Raw genomic sequence first — 17,179 nt, 5'->3', positions numbered from 1 at the left:
TACTAAATTCAACGGAAGGATTTTGCTAATTTTAGCTAAATCATGACTATGCTCCGGAGGAAATTCATTCAGCAGGGTTCCGCACTTGCTGCAGGCGCGTTACTTATTCCACGCGCCTTCTCCAAACCATTGTACCAGGATCCGTGGACAATTTCCATGCTGAACAAGACAACGGGCGTTTTTACTGAAAAAGGAGGAACCATTCTTTTTCAGGTTGCAAAGGACAATATCATCGTGGTGGATACTGAATTTCCGGAACAGGCTGATCATCTGATCACAGTCATCAAAGGCAAGTCTTCCCGGCCGGTCAGTGTGCTGATCAATACGCACCATCATGGGGACCATACTTCGGGAAATATCAGTTTCAAGAGCATGGCTGACCAGGTGGTGGCCCACGCGAACTCATTAAAGAATCAGCGGACCGTTGCCATCAGACAGAAGACTGAAGACAAACAATATTTTCCGAACAGCACCTTTACTGAAAAGTGGAGCGGAAAGTTTGGCAGAGAGACAGTCAGCATGCATTATTTTGGTCCGGCACACACCGATGGCGACAGCCTGGTATATTTTGAAACTTCAGGAATTGTGCATATGGGGGACCTCATCAACAACCGGCGTTATCCCTATATTGACCGGACCGCCGGGGCATCGATAAAAGGCTGGATCAGTGTGCTGAATAAAACGCTAACCACCTTTGATGACAAGACCACTTTTGTATTCGGACATGCTACGGAAGGCTTTCCGGTTTATGGAAAAAAAGAGGCAATCGTCGCTATGAAAAGTTATTTTGAAAGGCTTCTTGAGTTCACCGGAAAAGAAATACAATCCGGCATCACCAAAGAAGCCTTTCTGAAAAATACCAGCATTCCGGGAGTTACGGAATGGGTAGGAGACGGTATCGAACGTTCGCTTACTGCTGCCTGGGAAGAGCTGACAGAATCGAAACAAAGCTGAGGATTAATGCATCGCTTCAGAAACATCAACTTTGTTCCTGTTTCTCCTTACCATCAACACAAACGGTACGCACAAAAGGAACATTACACCCAGGTAAAGGAACACGTCCATATAGGACAATACAACAGCCTGCCGGTTAACAGTCATTTCCAGTAACTGGTAGCTGCTTTTGGCAGCAACATCCACCGGCATTCCCTTTCCGGTGAAGCTGTGCTGAAGCGCAGCGACACGTTGTTGCACATCAGGATCATTAACATCCAGGTGACTAACCAGGCTTTGCCTGTGAAATACATTCCGGCGGGTGATAAAAGTTGTAATGATCGCCACCCCGAAGGAGCCACCCAGTTGCCGCATCATGCCGGTAAACGCTGCACCCTGGCCAATTTGTTTGCCCTTCAGTGTTGACAGACTGAGTGTGGTGATCGGAATAAACAACATACCCATCCCAATGCCCCTGATGATCAGCGGCCAGAAAAATGCGTCTTCGCCGGTGCTTATCGTGAGTATCTTATATCCCCAGAAAGTAAAGACAAAGAACAGCAGCATGCCGCCAGCCACGAGGTATTGCTGCGGTACGCCTTTCTGCAGCATTTTGCCGATGATCGGCATCATAAAGGCCGTGGTTAGTGCAGATGGTATCATCAGCATACCCGCCTGCTGCGCGGTCCAGCCAAGGGTCGACTGCGTATAGAGCGGCACGATAAATGTCGACCCATACAATCCGAATCCCATGATGAAGGAAAGTATGGTTCCCACACGGAGATTACCATTTCCCAGCACTCTTAATTCAACGATCGGGTTTTTGTAATTAAGCTGTCTCCATATGAAGAAGATGAATCCAAGTATGGCGGTAACCGTCAGGAAAATAATCGTAGTATCATTGAACCAGTCATCATCCTGGCCTTTTTCCAGCACATACTGCAGGGAGCCAACTGCAACTGCCAACAGGCCAATACCCAGCCAATCCACATCTTTAGCCCTGCTTTTTTCACCATATCTGGGACTGCGCACAAACTGCAGTGTCAGCAGGGTGGCGATTACGCCAATGGGAATGTTGATGTAAAAAATCAGCGGCCAGCTCGCATGATCCACAATGTATCCGCCGAGCGGCGGACCAAGGGTTGGACCGATGATCACCCCGAGTCCATAAATTGCCTGCGCCATTCCGCGTTTTTCAACCGGATAGCTTTCCGTGATGATGGTTTGGGAGGTAACCAGCAATGCACCACCGCCTACACCCTGAAGGAACCGGAAAAGAACCAGTTCCCAGATGTTGGTAGAATTACCACATAGGAAAGAACAAACAGTAAACAGGATAATGGACGCAGCGAAATAATTCGACCTGCCAAACTGCTGTGAAAGCCAGCTTGTCATCGGTACTATGATCACGTTACCGATCGCATAGGCCGTGATTACCCAGCCGACTTCCGTTAAGGTAGCGCCAAGGTTTCCCCTCATTTCATTGAGGGCTACGTTCACGATGGTCGTGTCTACGATCTCAAGGAGCGCACACATGATGGCCGTAATGGTGATGATCACCCTCCGGGCACCGTATTCAACCAAAGAATTTTGATCTGTCATAGATTAATATTAATCCAGGTGCACGTCCACAAATACATTCATTCCAGCTTTCAGGGAAGTCACCAGGCTATCCTGTGCGTTGGAAAAGTCGATCCGGATAGGCAGGCGCTGAACAACTTTTACAAAGTTGCCGCTGGAGTTATCCGGAGGAAGCAAAGCGAATTTGGCCCCGGTAGCAGGGGAGAAGGATGATACTTTTGCCTCGAAATCATGTTCCGGAAACGCATCCACATGAACAATCACTTTCTGACCTTCACGGATCCGGTCAACCTGTGTTTCCTTAAAATTGGCTACAATCCAGGTATGCTGATCCAATACAAGACTGAAAAGCTGCTGGCCTGCATTCAGGAATTGTCCGGCCTGGATGTTCACTTTAGACAGCATGCCGTCTTCCTGCGCGGTGATCACCGTATAGGTGAGATTGAGTTTGGCTTCCTCCACATCAACCTGGCGCTGTTTGATGGCTGCTTCGGCAATTCCTACCTGCGCTGCTGTCGCATTGCTCTGTGATGCTACTGCATGGGTCTGAACAGCGGCTTGTGCTCTTTGTTGCTCCAGTACCTGCAATTGCCGCTCTGCTGTTTCTTTTGCTGCCTGTGCCTGCTCAAATTGCTGTTGCGTGATAGAGTGGTCCTTGATCAGGTTGCTGTAGCGGTTATAATCCTGCGTGGTGCGCCATACATTGATTTTGGCGGTCTCCATTTGTGCATCAATGGTCGGAAGCGCTGCACGTGACGTGCCAATATTGGCATTCGCGGCGCCAGACAACGCTTTAGCCTGAACCAGGTTGCTTTGCGCTGTGGCCAGGGCCGCTTCAGCCTGCGCCAGCCTGATCTGGATATCACGGTCATCGATAATTAAAAGGGTATCCCCTTTCTTCACGACCTGGTTGTCTTTCACCCGAACTTCTTTCACATATCCGGAAATGCGGGGAATAATCGGACTGATATGCGCCTCTACCTGGGCGTCATCTGTCTCTTCATGGTGTTTGCCATGAACATATTTGCTGATGCCAAACCATCCGCCTGCGATCACCAGTGCTGCAAGTACAAAAATGAAAGTTTTGTTCCGCTTCTGGGGACCACTATTGCCGTGGTGCGCTGCTGATTCTTGATGTTGTGTTGACATAATCGGGTATGCTTATACGTTAATTTCTTTGGTTTACTGGTTGATGGTTCCGTTGGAAAGGAGGGTGCCTGATGTTTCCAGGAGTTTGCTGTAAGCCTGCAATGACTCTGCTTTGGCAAAGGCGTGATTGATCCTGCTCTGGATTCGCGATACATTCGCGTCAAGAAGGTCAGTTGTGGTCACAAGGCTGTTGTCGAACTTGTTTTTGGTGATCTTATAATTTTCCTCTGCCTGCTCAAGTGCCAGTTGGTACACATCGATCTTCTTGATGCTGACCACATATTGCTGATAGGCACGGTTCACTTCGCGGCGGATTTCATCCTGCATGGCAGCCTGGCGGAACATCAACTGGCGGTCAGATGCCTCTGCCTGCTGCACTTTTGCTTTCGATTTCCAGAGTGATGAAACATTGTAAGAAAGACCGACACCTACATTCACCGCGTTGGTGATGGAAAGCACTTTCGGAATATCGGCAGCGATATAGCCGCCCGTTAACGCAAGGCTGGGATATTTGTCTGCATTGGCGATTCGGATCTGCTGCTCTGCCGCTTTTTTCCGGTTGTCGAGCGCAGCAACATCTTTCCGGTTGGTAAGTCCAAGCTGTTCGTACTGCTCTATGGGTTGAGGCGTTACCGGCTGCTTCGAAGTGTCCGCAACAAGGTTGAGTACGGTTGCTTCGGGTAGTCCCAGCAACAGGTTCATGTTCACGGCAGCCACCTTCAGGTTGGTCTGCGCATCCAGCAGCGTGAGTTCAATATTGTTGGTCTGAAGCTGCGCCTTTAACCGGTCGTTGCGGGCCAGCAAACCATTATTCTCCATATTCAGCAGGTCTTTATCACGCGCCCTGGACTGATCGAGGCTTTCCTGGATAATCACTACGGATTGTTGTGCCTTATACAGGTTGGTAAAAGCTTCGATAGCGTTCTGGGCAATCGCCTCACGGTCATTTTCAGCATCCAGCCGGGTAGCTTCAAGCAGATACTGCGCAGACTGAATGCCGTACTTAATCTTACCACCGGCAAACAGCGGGAGAGAGGCGTTTACCAGTCCGTAGGCAGCCTGATGAGCTTCAATGCTTTCGCCTGAACCGCTGCCTGAACCGCTGCCGGATTTCATCTTCATGTCAATATTTGGCGTAACAGGCAGGTACATGTACCCGCCGGTCACACTCAGATCGGGTAATTTGTTATCCCGCGCCTGTTTCAGTCCTGCAGTAGCTTCATCAACTTTTGCCATGTTTGCCTTGATGATCTTGCTGTTCTGAAGGCTGAGGCTTACCGCCTTTTGTAAGTTGAGGTTTACTGTGGAATCCTGGGCTTGTGCAACAGTTCCCATGATGAGGAGAGTAGCAGCCAGGAACGCCGGGATTCGGTTTAATCTATGCTTCATGTGTCAGAATTGCTTTGAAAATTTGTTTCAGATGCTTGCTCAACAGTTGTTTCAGGTGCTGATAGTATTCTTCTTCGGAGAGGTGGGTGAGGCCACTGATCTCCCTGTAGAGATCGCTGCCTATTATCATATGGGAAACGGTTCCATACATTGTTGAAAACAGCAGAATGACATCCACATCACTCCTGAAAACGCCTGCTTCCTGTCCTTTCCGGATCAACTCGGTAATGACCTGCATATTGCGCTTCTTCACTTCCTTGATGATGTCAAGGATCACCGGGTTCTTGTTAATCACCTGTTCGCAGACCATCAGCTTATAAAACTGGAATTTGCTGAATGCTTTCTCGATATGTTCGTCAATGATCAGGTGAACTTTTCCGATATAGTCGATGCTGTCATCTTTCATCAGGCTTTCCACCCGCAGCCTGATATGCTCGGTACGCCGTTCGAAAATGGTTTCCATCAGCTTCTCCTTGGAACCGAAATAGTAGGAGATCATCGCCACATTCACCCCGGCCTTTTCGGCAATGTCCCGAACGGAAGTGCCGTCAAAGCCTTTTTCCGAGAACAGCGATTCCGCTGTGGTGAGGATCTGCCCCTGTTTCTCGTTATAGTCTTTATTTACACTCATGGTTGAATTTGAAGCGCAAAGTTAAACAAACGTTTGATTGATATAAGTATTTATTTTAGTTAATCACTCGTTAATTGGCGTGTTTTCCTCCGTTTTGCTGCCATAATGTCGCTGAAAATCATATGGTAGATAGTTTGTTATCAGATAATTATGTCTACTACTGTCTTTTTCCAGCCTGTTGCTGATAGCAACCTCCTGGATGCCTACAGCAACACGGTCAGCCAGGTGGCAGGAGACGCAGGCAAGGCCGTTGTTCATATTATTGTCGCCAGGTCGCCTGCCTCAGGAAACCGTAACCCCGACTCCCGTCAAAGCAGCGGAACCGGTTTTGTCATCAGCACAGATGGTTATATTGTGACGAATCATCATGTGATTGAAGGCGGACTGCGCTATATGGTCACCCTCTCCACCGGTCAGCAGGTTGCTGCCTCCCTGAAAGGCTCCGACCCCAGTACCGATATCGCTATCCTTAAAGTGGATGTTCCGGGGCTCCGGTCCCTGCAGTTTACCGATAGTAGCCAACTCCAGCCCGGACAAATTGCCATTGCCATAGGAAATCCGTTGGGACTTCAGTTTACCGTAACTGCAGGTGTGGTAAGTGCCCTGGGGAGAAGTCTTCGCGCCGGTAATGGCCGCCTGATTGATGATGTGATCCAAACCGACGCAGCCCTCAATCCGGGAAACAGTGGCGGTCCCCTGCTCAATAGTGCCGGGAAAGTTATCGGTGTGAACACTGCCATTATCAATGGCTCACAAAACCTTTGTTTTGCCGTCAGCAGTAATCTCGCAGCCTATGTGGCTGGTAAGATCATCCTGGAAGGCCGGGTGCGTCGGGCAATTCTCGGTATAGCCGGCACTACTGTTCAACTGAGCGACCGGATGATTGCCGCGAATCAGCTCAATGGCAAATCGGGTATCTATGTTGCTGAAGTTTTGAGGGATGCGCCCGTGATCAACGAGTCTTTGAGAAATGGCGATATTATCATTGGTCTTAATGGAAAAACGATTGGTGGTATCGATGAGCTCTATAGTAAGCTCAGTGCAGAACTGATCGGGGAAGAAGTTGTAGTATCAGTACTTCGGGAAGGCTTCCAGCAAACGGTCGTGGTCGTTCCGGGAGAAGCTTCCTAGAAATTCATGGCTAACCCGCGGTCTCAATAGCTGGCATACGGCCCATCAGTGCTTCATAACGCGGGTCTGTGCGAATCGGCAGGTAGGCAGGGTATTGCAGAATGTAGTTAATGGGTCCAAGTTTTTTATCAACACAGAGATTCAGATGATGAAATGCTTTATCATTATCGCCCAATCCGAACCACACTGCGGCGAGGTCTGCGTCCAATACAGTGTCGGGTTCTTCGCGTGCCCTTAATTCCATTTTGCGGATACATTCCAGGGCTTCTTTGTGATTACCCAGGCGTGCATGCGCATATCCCAGTCCCATCATGCCCTTCAGCGGATGGTGGGTAAGCTGCTGGTAACGGGTAAATTGCTCCAGCGCGGCCAGCCAGTCACCCTGCATGCCAAGTGCCCAGCCTTTCAGTTCGATCGCAATCCGCAATTGAGGACTGATCTCGAGCAATTTTTCGGCCTGTTCCATGGCTTCGGTATATCGCTCTGCCATCAGGTACATGTTGCCAAGACTTTGCAGGACACTGATGGAAAGCGGGTCATGGGAAATCGCCTCTTCCATTACATTCACTGCGGCCTGCTTATTGTCTACACAGATATAGTAGTATGCCAGCAATTCAAATGCCTCACCGTAAATGGGATTAAGCGACAGCGATTTATCGAGGAATTCTTTTGCTTTTTTCCAGTTCCAGTCGTGCAGGAGATAGGCAGCGGCTTTCGCACAATAACCTTCCGCTATCTCACCATTCAGGGCGATAGCCTTGTCTGCATATTCATGTACGATCCGAAAAGCCTTTTCGGGTTGCATCTGACCCGTTGCGCCCAGGTAACTGTGTGCAGCTGCGACCATAGCATGCGCCTGTGCATAACCGGGATCCATCAATATCGCTTCCTGGAAATAGTCAATGGACTTCCGGATATCCGGAGGCGTAAGCCGGTTCCAGAAATGCAATCCCTTCAGGTAAAATGTATATGCGGTAAGATTCTGAACCGGTGCCCGGTGAGTCCCTTCTTTAGGTGATACGTCCAGGTTTTCCCGGAGCCGGTTGGCAATGATACCGCTGATCTCATCCTGCACTTCAAAAATGTCGGTCAGGTTGCGGTCGTAATTTTCACTCCAGATATGATAGCCATCTGCTGCATTGATCAGCTGTGCGGTGATACGTACTTTATTCCCGGATTTCCTTACACTCCCTTCCAATACCTTATCCACATTTAGTTGAAGCGCGATATCCCGGATATCATGGTTCCTGCCTTTGAAAGCAAAGGCCGATGTTCTTGAAGTTACCTGCAAACCCTTTACGCGGGTCAGGGCATTCAGCAATTCTTCAGTGATCCCGTCACTGAAATATTCATTCTCAGGATCTGCGCTCATATTTACAAATGGTAATACCGCCAGCCGGTTGCGTGGTGGGGCAATTTTTCCTTTCATGGCATCCCGGCCGGGCACTGCAATGCCATCATTTACCACAGCATAAATCCTGACCGGTTCCTTCACATGTTTGAGTTCAAAATACCCGAGTGCCATAGTCCGGATATTCCCTTTATTATGGATCTCGTCATACACTTTTTCAGAAATAAATATGCCACCGGGAACCGCAAGGGTTTCAATGCGGGATGCGAGGTTCACGCCTTCGCCATAAATCGCGTCGTCTTCAATGCTGACGTCGCCTGTATGAATGCCGATTCTTACCGGAACTTCGGGTTCCTTCCGCAGTTGTTGCTGAATCTCGATGGCACATAAAACTGACTCCGTAGCACTGGGAAAAATGACAAGACAGCCATCTCCATAGTATTGTAATACTTCACCATGAAAGTCGCGGACCTTTACTTCCATGACCTCCTTCAGTTTTTTCCTTTTGTCCCGTGCCAGCCCTTCGTTTTCCTGCACCAGTTGCGTGTAGCCGGTCATGTCCGCAAATAGTATTGCTGCCAGTTTACGCATAATAGAACTGTAAATTACCAAAGAACCGGGATTCTCCCCTAATGGAATTTTACCCGGTTGGTTTCAGAGAACACAGTTCCTTGAGTTTTGTTCACTTACCCTTGTCGCAGGTAAAGGAATAAATGCACAGATACTTTTCATGTTTTGTTTCCCGAAACATTGTTTAAACAGGAATGGTATGATCAGCTACATTTTCCTTACAGCAAAAAGCCGCCGACCTCTTTCCATGAAAATACCCGCTGATGATTACCATCTGGTGCCAGGTGATTATGAGGCTGATCAAATAACAATGTTCTTCCGCTGAACAGGTCGAGATTCTTGAAATGGTCGTCAATCATGATATCCGCTTTCACGATCGCCTTTGAGCCGCAGAAGACAATCTGTTGCCAGGTTAAGAAGGGGAAATGTTCATTCAGCCATTGTTGCTTTTCCGGCAGACTTTGCGGAAACTCCATAGCAGCAGATACAATAAAAACCTCATAGCGGTCATTCAATGCTTCCATGATCTCCCTGCTGCCTTCAATCACCGGGGCATTCCTGAAGAATCCCGGGGTGTATACATACTTACGGGCATCCGGAAAGGCTTCCATTTCTTTCAGGCCATAAACATCCTCGGGGCGTTTCCTGATGCCCGTTACTTTATAGTGCCAGTCAGAGAACTGCGCATACACATCTGCAAGCACACCATCCATGTCAATTGCTATTCTTTCCATGAGGCAAAGATAAGCCACCCCGGGTAAGTGCTACAGTGAAGTGATCCACCACGAATTTCCGAAGGGGTCTTTTATACCGCCGCTCCGGCCATATGACTGATCAGCAGGTTCCATAATTACTGTTGCTCCCGCATTCAGCGCTTTCTGAAACGACTGGTCTGCGTTATCCACATAAATAAAAAAGTCCCCTGTTCTGACCGGCCATTGCTCACTTTTCTGGCTGTACATGATCGTTTGACCGTCGATCCTGAATTCGGCATGCATGATGGATTTACCATCTTCCCGCAGGCTTTTGTAATGCAGGTCACCACCGAAAACTGACTGAAGAAATCCTTCAAATGCCTCAGCGTTGTCAAGCGTCAGGCAGGGCATCAGCGTGTTGTGTGTTGTAGGAATGTTCATCTTTTTTTCACAAAACTAGCGCTGTCCGGATCGCGGGAATTGGAAAAAAACGACATTATTGGAAACGCCATTCCTGGCCAGGTACCTTTCCAGCAAAATATTCTTTGGGCAGGGTACCTGAGAACCTTTTGAAATCATGAATAAAATGCGCCTGATCATAATAGCCACAGTCCAGTGCTATGTCAGTGAGTGCCCTTTTTTGCCCGAATTGATTCAGGGCAAGCTGAAACCTCGTGATCCGGCTGAACAATACCGGTGTCATCCCGGTAAGCTGGCTGAATTTTCTTTCAAACTGCCGCTGCGATAGAAATGCATCATTGGCAAGTTGCGTGATGATCTTCTTTTCACTGGTAGTAACCATCTTGCGAATGACAGCACAGACCGGGTCGGCTTCCGGATTTTTATGTGGCAGACGCAATTCCAGGAAACTGGTCAGCAACCGGAGCCGTGCTGTATTATCCGGGGCAGTCATCATTTGTTCTTCCAGGAATTTGCCCGGCAGACCCAGCAGTTCATTAAGGCTGGGCATCTCGTCGCGGCAATTGGCTGCAGACTGAATAAACAAATGCGGCACAGCATAGGGATAGAGATACGCGCCAAATATTCCGAAAGAAGTGTCGGTCGTAAACCGCCGGCTCTGTGTACAGGATGCATGGAGGCCACTGCTGAACGATGTGGTGCCACCCGGTTCTTCGAATATACCCTGGTAGTGAAAGATCAGTTCAGGGCATGGTGTAGCCATTGAATGATGCTGATATCCCCCGGTGCCTTCAAGCACCCAGAAGAATCTTACAAAATGTTTTAATGTTGCAGGAGGCTGTATGGTATAATAACGGATCATGCAGGCTCCTTAAAGTTAATTAGTTTTATCGCTGCCGGAAACATGGATTCAGTAACACATATTGTATTGGGCGCCTGTATTGGTGAACTGATTGCCGGAAAACAACTGGGAAAAAAAGCCTTGCTGTGGGGTGCAGTGGCGCAAAGTTTCCCCGATATCGATGTGGTCGCCGCTGCCTGGATGGACCTTCCATCCGAACTGCTGGCACACCGGGGATTTACGCACTCTTTCCTGTTTGTTATTCTTTTTTCTCCGGTTTTTGCGTGGTTATTACATGTCGCCTACCGGAAATTACCTGTGACATACTTCCGGATGTTACTGCTGATAGGCGTTGAAATGCTGGTTCATATCTTCCTGGACAGTTTCAATAATTACGGAACGGGATGGCTGGAACCCTTCAGCCATCGGCGGTTCAGCTGGAACACCATTTATGTTGCGGATCCATTCCTCACTATCGCTCCGCTGGTTGGCGGGATACTTCTGCTGATGCTTCCGCTCACGGCAACCCGAAGAAAGCGCATTGCAGCCTGGGGTTGCGTTTTGCCTGCATTGTACCTGGGTTATGCTTTGTTGAATAAGGCTGTTATTGATCGCGCAGTCAGGGAAGAAGTAATAACCGGGCTTCCTGCCGGTTCCCGTTATTTTACTACCCCGGCGCCCTTGAATACATGGCTCTGGTTTGTTGTAGCGGGAAACGATTCAGGATATTATACAGGTTACCGGTCAGTATTTGACAGGGATAAAATTACCCTGCACTATTTTCCTTCACAACGGGAGTGGTTAAGACCATATGCGGACAGGCGCGATGTTCAGCAGCTTATCCGCTTTTCCCAGGAATTCTATACAGTAGAGAAATATACCGACAGCCTGGTATTTAATGACCTGCGGTTCGGACAGGTCACGGGCTGGAAAGAGGGCACCAATCCTTTTGTGTTTCACTATTTTCTTGATGATATCGCTGCCAATGACCTGGTAGTCCAAAGAGGGAGGCTTGCGGGATGGAACAGAGAAGTATTCCGGTCACTGCTGCGAAGGATAAAAGGGCAAAAATAAAGCCTCCATAGGAGGCTTGAGTGTTTTGAAGGAAGACGGTCTGCTCTTTCAGCTGGCATATTCACCCACTGAATCTTTGATCGACTCGGCTTTTCCGCGAAGGTTATCACGCAAGCCAGCAAGTTTATGCTTGCCTTCGTTCATTTTGTCCCTCAGCGAATCGGATAAGCGCTTGCTGTTATCAGCAATTTTTTTCCTGGTATGCTCTCCCTTGTCAGGAGCAAATAAAATTCCCAGCACACTACCAAGGGCAACTCCCGCAGCCAATGCAGCCAGGATCTTGTTGGTGTTTGTCATGATGATTGATTTTATTGAAGGAATCTTTCTTCCTAAAGGTACCAAATACAATACCAGTTTTCTTTAATTTAACAAACCATGACAAGTCCGCTGTCAAGTGAAGGGTATACCCGGCATAATTCGGTTCGCCTGCTAAGGGGTGGGCAACCCTATTTTGATGCCATGCTTGAGTTGATCAATGCAGCGGCCAGTACCATTCACCTCCAGGTGTATATTTTTGAGAAGGATGAAACCGGGCGCAGGATCGTGGACGCACTGCTGAATGCTGCCAGCCGGAAAGTTGCAGTGTACCTGCTGCTGGATGCTTATGGCTCACAGCAGTTTTCCCGGCAGTGGGTAGCTGAAGTGAAGGCAGCCGGTATTCATTTCCGTTGGTTTGAGCCCTTGCTCCGCGCGTCTCACTTTTATTTCGGCAGGAGGTTGCATCACAAGGTAATGGTAGTAGACGGCGATAAGGCGCTCGTAGGCGGGGTCAATATCAGCAACCGCTACAACGACCTTCCGGAAAACCATGCGTGGCTTGACTGGGCCGTTCTCACCGGCGGAGAAGCGGCACGCCAGTTAAATACAATATGCTTTAATATCTTCAATAAGGCAGGTTGGGGTAAAAAGAAAAACAGGAATTACCGTCCTGCACCGGTTGAAGGGAAGGCAAAAGGTGACCAGCTCGTTCGGGTGAGAAGGGAAGACTGGGTGCGCAGCAAGTCGGAAATTTCCAGGAGCTATCTCAGCATGCTGGCATCAGCAGAAGAAGAAGTTGTGTTGCTTTCCAGTTATTTTCTTCCCGGCCCGCAAATGCGGCGGGCGCTGGCCAGGGCAGCGCAGCGTGGGGTTATCGTAAAGGTCATAGCCGCAGGGAAATCAGACGTCTGGCTGGCCAAGGCAGCCGAACGGTATCTGTACCGGTGGTTGCTGAAAAACAATATCCGGCTTTTCGAATACCAGGCGAATATCCTTCACGGGAAGATCAGCACGGCAGATTGCAGGTGGACGACCGTAGGTTCTTATAATGTAAATTTTATCAGCGCTTTTGCCAGTATCGAACTCAATCTCGAAATCCTCGATGACCAGTTTGCCGTAAGCCTGAAACAACAACTCGATACAGTCATCGCAGAAGACTGCGTTCCGATAACCAGTGAAAACTGGTTATCGCGTGAACACCTGGGCCAGCGGATCATGCAGAAACTTGCCTATGAAACGGTCAGGCTGATTTTTTTTGTGTTCACTTTTTACTTCCGGCAAGGAAAATAGCCTGCCCTTCGCGCCAGAGGATAAAGCAACCCATCAGGAGTACAAACCAGCCAAACCACTTTTTAAGGCGTTCCGAAGGTACCTCGCGTGACAGCCTGTTGCCTGTCAGTACCCCACCTACAGCCAGCGCGGTAACCGTCAGCAACAACCCCCAGTTGATCACCTGATGACCGAGGTCACCGGTGAAACCCAGCAGCGATTTTACGGCGATGATGAGTAACGATGTTCCGACCGCCTTTTTCATGGGGAGATTGCCCAGCAGTACCAGTGCGGGGATGATCAGGAAGCCTCCACCGGCACCCACCAACCCGCTGGTAAAACCTTCACAAAGCCCCAGAAATGGAAGTACAAAAGGATGGGGTTTATGAAAAGATTCATCCCCGGCTTTTTTTCCCCTGATCATGGTAAATGCCGCGATGATCATAATAAGGGCGAAGGCCAGGAGGAGAAAGTCACTTTTTGTTATCCAGTAGCCCTTTACCTGCCATAATTGTTGCGGTAAAGCCGGAACAATAAATCGGCGGGTAAAAAATACGCTGACGAGTGAAGGCAGACCGAATAACAGTGCATCCTGCAGATCAACTTCCTGATTCCGGTATTTTGGATACACGCCAACCAGGCTGGTGACGCCGACAATAAAGAGGGAATAGGCTGTGGCCGTCACCGCATCAACCCGCAGCAGATATACCAGTACGGGAACAGTGAGGATTGAGCCGCCGCCGCCGATCAGGCCAAGCGTCAGGCCAATCAGCAACGCTGCGATATATCCGGCAATCATTACAGGATTTTATCCCTTTTGAGGCGTGAAAGCGTCATGCCGGCAAGGATTTCAACAGCAATGTCAACGCCGTTGTCTGCATTCACCTGCACCATGGAATTCCATTCCTTCTGATAGGCAGCCTTGGTAAAGAAAGATGCCTGAACAAGTCCGCTTTTCCTGCTTTCCGAGTCAAAGGAAAAGTCATAAGCCGGACTGGTATAGAATTCGAAATAGCTCAGGGAAGCAACCGGGGTAGTAGGGTTTAGGGAAACCTTATCATTGATGGTGCCCGACTGACCGAGGTAGTTGAGTACGATCACGGCATCGAAATCAACCGGGGCAAGCACGGCCTTAAGGGTGTCAATATGTTTGATGGTATTGAGGTCAACCACAGGGTAGCTGGCGGTGCCATGGTAACCGCTCCTGTTCAGCAGATCAACCATCGCATTCTCTGCCTTGCGGCGACCCACGATATCTTTCATGGTAGCGATTACCAGGATCTGTTTGTACTTTACTTTTTCATACCCGGGACGGATATAACTCTCAGTTCCCGCAGCAGGTTGCGAAGTGCCGCAGGACAGTATCATCAGGATAACGGCGAGCAAAGGGAGATAACGCATTATGGAGGGTTTTGCTAAAGATAAGCAAACAATAAATGACTAATTTCGTACTGTAAAAGATCGCTGATGGGCATTTTGAAACAGTTGGCAGAATACCTGTACCTAAGGAAAAAAGATCCGCAGGCTCCAAAAAGCAAATGGATCTCCTACATGCATGGCATTAACCGGATCTCGATTCTCATGTTTGCAGCAGCGCTGTTATTTATGCTGATCCGCTTTTTGTTTTTCCGCCGTTGACCCACTGAGAAAGCTCCAGATGCTTTTAGCAGCTTGTTCAGATGCTTTCCCGCCCTTATGCAGTTCTGCCCGCAGCTGGGAATAGTCATTCATCATATGTTGCCGGTATCCATCATCTTTCAACAGGCGGTTTAATTCAGTCACCAGGTTTTCCTTGTTTAGATCGTCCTGGATAAGTTCCTTAACGATCAGACGGTCCATGATCAGGTTGACCAGCGAAATGTATTTGACCCTGATCAGTTGACGGGCGATCAGGTAGGAGAGGCGGTTCCCTTTATAACAAACTACTTCCGGTACGCCGAACAATGCTGTTTCCAGGGTGGCGGTACCAGACGTTACCAGCGCAGCCCTTGCCTGCATCAGCAGAGCGTAGGTGCTGTTGCTTGCGGCACCAACGTTGGGATAAGGAGCCAGCAGGGGTGCATAAAATTCATCTGATTGCCCCGGCGCCTTCGCAACGATAAAGCGGTAGTCCGGAAAATCCGGGGTAACAGACAGCATCACGGGAAGTTTTTTGAGAATTTCCTGACGCCTGCTTCCCGGTAAAAGCACAACCAGCTTTTCATCTGGCAGAATCGACGTGTTCTCCCTTCGGAAACGATCGATCACTTCCAGCAGCGGGTGACCAACATATTCCACCGGGTATTCCCATTTATCGTAAAAAGGTTTTTCGAACGGAAGGATCACCAGCATCTTGTCAATATGCTGGCGGATGGCCTTTACCCTGTTTTCTTTCCACGCCCATACCTGCGGAGAGATATAATATATTGTTCGGTACCCGGCTTCCTTTGCCCATGCGGCAATCCGAAGGTTAAAGCCGGGGTAATCGATAAAAATGATGCAATCCGGAGCAAATGCCGTGATGTCGGCCTTGCAGTAGTCAATATTCCGGAAGATGGTTCGCAGGTTGGCCAGTACTTCAACAAATCCCATGAAGGCCAGATCGCGGTAATGCTTTACAAGGGAAGCACCCGCTTTTTGCATCAGGTCGCCGCCCCAGCAGCGGATTTCGGCAGCACGGTCAAGATGATGGATTTCCCGGATCAGGTTGCTGCCGTGCAGGTCTCCGCTGGCTTCGCCGGCGATGATATAATACTTCATGGAAGCAAAGTTAACCAACCACCTTCAGCAACAATACCCCGATACCATATATCAGGGTAGCGACAAAAACCCCTTTGGCTGTTTTGTCGCGCCGGCTGTTGATATAAATAGTAAAAAGGATGGCGTTGGCGAAAAGACTGATACTGCTGACCGCAGTAAGCAGCGATTTATTCTGACGCATGAAGGCAAGGAACTCTTCAAAACTGACGTTGCGGGTATAGAATGCTGCAAAATAATAAATCACAAGGCCGATGAATGGCGCCAGCAGTCCTAACAGGATACCCAGGCGGAGATTGTCTTTTTTCAGCATTATTATTTCCAGCTTTTTTCCAGTTTGGCTTTTAAAACGTAATTGGTCAGATCAAATTGTACGGGAACCACGCTCACGTAATTATTGTTGAGTGCCCACACATCCGTATCCCGTCCCTTGTCGAAATTGGTGAAGGCGCCCGTCAGCCAGTAATACTGCCTGCCATGGGGGTCCTTCCGTTCCAGGAAATCCTCCTGGTATTTCGCATAGGCCTGACGGCATACCCTGATCCCCCTGATCTCTTCCTCGGGCAACGCAGGGATATTGACATTTAATACGAGGTGTTTATCCAGCTTTTTGGCCAATACCATCTGTGTCAGCTTGCGGGCATATACCCGGGCCGCACTGAAATCAGCCTCAATGCTGTAATCGAGCAGGGAGAACCCAATCGAAGGAATACTTTCAATGGCTGCCTCCACTGCCGCAGACATGGTACCGGAATAGATGACGTTGATCGAATGGTTGGCGCCGTGGTTAATGCCACTCAGGCAGATATCGGGTTTCCTGTGCAGCACCTTATCGACCGCCAGCTTCACACAGTCCACCGGCGTGCCGGTACACTGGTATGCTTCAACATCCTCATAAAGGGTAACCGGACTTAACCGCAGCGGCGAACCGATGGTAATGGCATGACCCATGCCACTCTGTGGCTTGTCCGGAGCCACCACCACCACCTTGCCAAGATCTTTTACTGCTTCTACCAGGTTGCGGATACCCGGAGCTGTTACGCCATCGTCATTGGTAACCAGGATGACAGGCGGTTCTTTCGATGACTTTCGGGTGGCTGTTTTCTTCCTGGTAGGCATATGCTTATTGCTAAAATAAATTCAAAATCGGA

The 17,179-nt window shown here is 49.0% G+C and carries 19 protein-coding genes; 5 read left to right on the top strand and 14 right to left on the bottom strand.

The window, feature by feature from the left end:
- Nucleotides 1–48: 48 nt before the first annotated feature.
- Complete coding sequence (locus FPE01S_RS01465; protein ID WP_046367167.1) at nt 49–954, top strand: MBL fold metallo-hydrolase; 906 nt, start codon at nt 49–51, stop codon at nt 952–954.
- Nucleotides 955–957: 3 nt separating this feature from the next.
- Here FPE01S_RS01465 and FPE01S_RS01460 read toward each other — a convergent pair whose 3' ends face one another.
- From FPE01S_RS01460 to FPE01S_RS01445, 4 genes are read right to left on the bottom strand one after another with little or no spacing between them, the layout of a single operon-like run.
- Nucleotides 958–2,535 carry a DHA2 family efflux MFS transporter permease subunit gene (locus tag FPE01S_RS01460; RefSeq protein WP_046367166.1) on the bottom strand — a complete coding sequence of 526 codons (1,578 nt, stop codon included), beginning with the start codon at nt 2,533–2,535 and terminating at the stop codon, nt 958–960.
- Between the two features lie 9 nt (nt 2,536–2,544).
- Nucleotides 2,545–3,663 carry an HlyD family secretion protein gene (locus FPE01S_RS01455; RefSeq protein WP_046367165.1) on the bottom strand — a complete coding sequence of 373 codons (1,119 nt, stop codon included), beginning with the start codon at nt 3,661–3,663 and terminating at the stop codon, nt 2,545–2,547.
- Nucleotides 3,664–3,696: 33 nt separating this feature from the next.
- A complete protein-coding gene (locus FPE01S_RS01450) occupies nt 3,697–5,052 on the bottom strand; it encodes a TolC family protein (protein WP_046367164.1) in 1,356 nt (451 codons plus the stop codon).
- Nucleotides 5,042–5,683 (bottom strand): TetR/AcrR family transcriptional regulator, encoded by a 642-nt coding sequence (locus tag FPE01S_RS01445; RefSeq protein WP_046367163.1) that lies wholly within the window; start codon nt 5,681–5,683, stop codon nt 5,042–5,044. The genes FPE01S_RS01450 and FPE01S_RS01445 overlap by 11 nt, the downstream gene beginning before the upstream one ends.
- Nucleotides 5,684–5,833: 150 nt before the next feature.
- Here FPE01S_RS01445 and FPE01S_RS01440 point away from each other — a divergent pair, with 150 nt between their 5' ends.
- Nucleotides 5,834–6,814: a S1C family serine protease gene (locus FPE01S_RS01440; protein WP_046367162.1), complete on the top strand. Its 981-nt coding sequence runs from the start codon at nt 5,834–5,836 to the stop codon at nt 6,812–6,814.
- A gap of 10 nt (nt 6,815–6,824) precedes the next feature.
- On the opposite strand, the gene FPE01S_RS01435 is transcribed toward FPE01S_RS01440, so the two are convergent.
- The 4 genes from FPE01S_RS01435 to FPE01S_RS01420 all read right to left on the bottom strand — a co-directional run bounded on the left by FPE01S_RS01435 (nt 6,825) and on the right by FPE01S_RS01420 (nt 10,712).
- The gene (locus FPE01S_RS01435; RefSeq protein WP_046367161.1) at nt 6,825–8,756 is read right to left on the bottom strand and encodes an adenylate/guanylate cyclase domain-containing protein; all 1,932 of its coding nucleotides are present in this window, start codon (nt 8,754–8,756) and stop codon (nt 6,825–6,827) included.
- Between the two features lie 197 nt (nt 8,757–8,953).
- Nucleotides 8,954–9,469, bottom strand: a complete 516-nt coding sequence (locus FPE01S_RS01430) for a 5' nucleotidase, NT5C type (protein WP_046367160.1) — start codon at nt 9,467–9,469, stop codon at nt 8,954–8,956.
- Between the two features lie 30 nt (nt 9,470–9,499).
- Nucleotides 9,500–9,871, bottom strand: coding sequence for a VOC family protein (locus FPE01S_RS01425; protein WP_046367159.1), 372 nt, complete (start codon nt 9,869–9,871; stop codon nt 9,500–9,502).
- A 55-nt stretch (nt 9,872–9,926) separates the two neighbouring features.
- Nucleotides 9,927–10,712 (bottom strand): helix-turn-helix domain-containing protein, encoded by a 786-nt coding sequence (locus tag FPE01S_RS01420; RefSeq protein WP_052955432.1) that lies wholly within the window; start codon nt 10,710–10,712, stop codon nt 9,927–9,929.
- Nucleotides 10,713–10,754: 42 nt separating this feature from the next.
- Between FPE01S_RS01420 and FPE01S_RS01415 the strand changes: the two genes are divergently transcribed.
- Complete coding sequence (locus FPE01S_RS01415; RefSeq protein WP_046367158.1) at nt 10,755–11,765, top strand: metal-dependent hydrolase; 1,011 nt, start codon at nt 10,755–10,757, stop codon at nt 11,763–11,765.
- 48 nt (nt 11,766–11,813) lie between these two features.
- On the opposite strand, the gene FPE01S_RS01410 is transcribed toward FPE01S_RS01415, so the two are convergent.
- The gene (locus FPE01S_RS01410) at nt 11,814–12,062 is read right to left on the bottom strand and encodes a YtxH domain-containing protein (RefSeq protein ID WP_046367157.1); all 249 of its coding nucleotides are present in this window, start codon (nt 12,060–12,062) and stop codon (nt 11,814–11,816) included.
- Between the two features lie 78 nt (nt 12,063–12,140).
- Here FPE01S_RS01410 and FPE01S_RS01405 point away from each other — a divergent pair, with 78 nt between their 5' ends.
- A complete protein-coding gene (locus tag FPE01S_RS01405; protein WP_046367156.1) occupies nt 12,141–13,313 on the top strand; it encodes a phospholipase D-like domain-containing protein in 1,173 nt (390 codons plus the stop codon).
- On the opposite strand, the gene FPE01S_RS01400 is transcribed toward FPE01S_RS01405, so the two are convergent.
- Together FPE01S_RS01400 and FPE01S_RS01395 are read right to left on the bottom strand one after the other, a co-directional pair.
- Entirely contained in the window at nt 13,285–14,091 is an 807-nt protein-coding gene (locus FPE01S_RS01400) for a sulfite exporter TauE/SafE family protein (protein ID WP_046367155.1), read from the bottom strand. The two genes, FPE01S_RS01405 and FPE01S_RS01400, sit on opposite strands and share 29 nt — an antisense overlap.
- On the bottom strand, nt 14,091–14,693 hold the full coding sequence (locus FPE01S_RS01395) for a hypothetical protein (protein ID WP_046367154.1): 603 nt from the start codon (nt 14,691–14,693) through the stop codon (nt 14,091–14,093). The genes FPE01S_RS01400 and FPE01S_RS01395 overlap by 1 nt, the downstream gene beginning before the upstream one ends.
- Nucleotides 14,694–14,759: 66 nt before the next feature.
- On the opposite strand from FPE01S_RS01395, the gene FPE01S_RS26395 reads away from it, so the two are divergent.
- Nucleotides 14,760–14,930 (top strand): DUF6728 family protein, encoded by a 171-nt coding sequence (locus FPE01S_RS26395; protein ID WP_369403722.1) that lies wholly within the window; start codon nt 14,760–14,762, stop codon nt 14,928–14,930.
- On the opposite strand, the gene lpxB is transcribed toward FPE01S_RS26395, so the two are convergent.
- The 3 genes from lpxB to surE are packed head-to-tail and all read right to left on the bottom strand — an operon-like array spanning nt 14,892 to nt 17,147.
- Nucleotides 14,892–16,031 carry a lipid-A-disaccharide synthase gene (gene lpxB / locus FPE01S_RS01390; protein ID WP_046367153.1) on the bottom strand — a complete coding sequence of 380 codons (1,140 nt, stop codon included), beginning with the start codon at nt 16,029–16,031 and terminating at the stop codon, nt 14,892–14,894. The genes FPE01S_RS26395 and lpxB overlap by 39 nt on opposite strands.
- Nucleotides 16,032–16,041: 10 nt before the next feature.
- A complete protein-coding gene (locus FPE01S_RS01385; RefSeq protein WP_046367152.1) occupies nt 16,042–16,341 on the bottom strand; it encodes a hypothetical protein in 300 nt (99 codons plus the stop codon).
- Nucleotides 16,342–16,343: 2 nt separating this feature from the next.
- Nucleotides 16,344–17,147, bottom strand: coding sequence for a 5'/3'-nucleotidase SurE (surE, locus tag FPE01S_RS01380; RefSeq protein WP_046367151.1), 804 nt, complete (start codon nt 17,145–17,147; stop codon nt 16,344–16,346).
- Nucleotides 17,148–17,179 lie beyond the last annotated feature (32 nt).

The organism is Flavihumibacter petaseus NBRC 106054, from assembly GCF_000974785.1.
Classification (GTDB): domain Bacteria; phylum Bacteroidota; class Bacteroidia; order Chitinophagales; family Chitinophagaceae; genus Flavihumibacter; species Flavihumibacter petaseus.
This window is presented reverse-complemented; position numbering and strand designations above follow the sequence as displayed.

Excerpts from the sequence above, each read along its gene's own strand:
- FPE01S_RS01465 (WP_046367167.1), top strand. The coding sequence starts at position 49 with ATGCTCCGGAGGAAATTCATTCAGCAGGGTTCCGCACTTGCTGCAGGC.
- FPE01S_RS01415 (WP_046367158.1), top strand. The coding sequence starts at position 10,755 with ATGGATTCAGTAACACATATTGTATTGGGCGCCTGTATTGGTGAACTG.
- FPE01S_RS01450 (WP_046367164.1), bottom strand. The coding sequence starts at position 5,052 with ATGAAGCATAGATTAAACCGAATCCCGGCGTTCCTGGCTGCTACTCTC.
- lpxB (WP_046367153.1), bottom strand. The coding sequence starts at position 16,031 with ATGAAGTATTATATCATCGCCGGCGAAGCCAGCGGAGACCTGCACGGC.
- FPE01S_RS01420 (WP_052955432.1), bottom strand. The coding sequence starts at position 10,712 with ATGATCCGTTATTATACCATACAGCCTCCTGCAACATTAAAACATTTT.
- FPE01S_RS01410 (WP_046367157.1), bottom strand. The coding sequence starts at position 12,062 with ATGACAAACACCAACAAGATCCTGGCTGCATTGGCTGCGGGAGTTGCC.
- surE (WP_046367151.1), bottom strand. The coding sequence starts at position 17,147 with ATGCCTACCAGGAAGAAAACAGCCACCCGAAAGTCATCGAAAGAACCG.
- FPE01S_RS01405 (WP_046367156.1), top strand. The coding sequence starts at position 12,141 with ATGACAAGTCCGCTGTCAAGTGAAGGGTATACCCGGCATAATTCGGTT.
- FPE01S_RS01460 (WP_046367166.1), bottom strand. The coding sequence starts at position 2,535 with ATGACAGATCAAAATTCTTTGGTTGAATACGGTGCCCGGAGGGTGATC.
- FPE01S_RS01400 (WP_046367155.1), bottom strand. The coding sequence starts at position 14,091 with ATGATTGCCGGATATATCGCAGCGTTGCTGATTGGCCTGACGCTTGGC.
- FPE01S_RS01440 (WP_046367162.1), top strand. The coding sequence starts at position 5,834 with ATGTCTACTACTGTCTTTTTCCAGCCTGTTGCTGATAGCAACCTCCTG.
- FPE01S_RS01385 (WP_046367152.1), bottom strand. The coding sequence starts at position 16,341 with ATGCTGAAAAAAGACAATCTCCGCCTGGGTATCCTGTTAGGACTGCTG.
- FPE01S_RS01395 (WP_046367154.1), bottom strand. The coding sequence starts at position 14,693 with ATGCGTTATCTCCCTTTGCTCGCCGTTATCCTGATGATACTGTCCTGC.
- FPE01S_RS26395 (WP_369403722.1), top strand. The coding sequence starts at position 14,760 with ATGGGCATTTTGAAACAGTTGGCAGAATACCTGTACCTAAGGAAAAAA.
- FPE01S_RS01455 (WP_046367165.1), bottom strand. The coding sequence starts at position 3,663 with ATGTCAACACAACATCAAGAATCAGCAGCGCACCACGGCAATAGTGGT.
- FPE01S_RS01445 (WP_046367163.1), bottom strand. The coding sequence starts at position 5,683 with ATGAGTGTAAATAAAGACTATAACGAGAAACAGGGGCAGATCCTCACC.
- FPE01S_RS01425 (WP_046367159.1), bottom strand. The coding sequence starts at position 9,871 with ATGAACATTCCTACAACACACAACACGCTGATGCCCTGCCTGACGCTT.
- FPE01S_RS01430 (WP_046367160.1), bottom strand. The coding sequence starts at position 9,469 with ATGGAAAGAATAGCAATTGACATGGATGGTGTGCTTGCAGATGTGTAT.
- FPE01S_RS01435 (WP_046367161.1), bottom strand. The coding sequence starts at position 8,756 with ATGCGTAAACTGGCAGCAATACTATTTGCGGACATGACCGGCTACACG.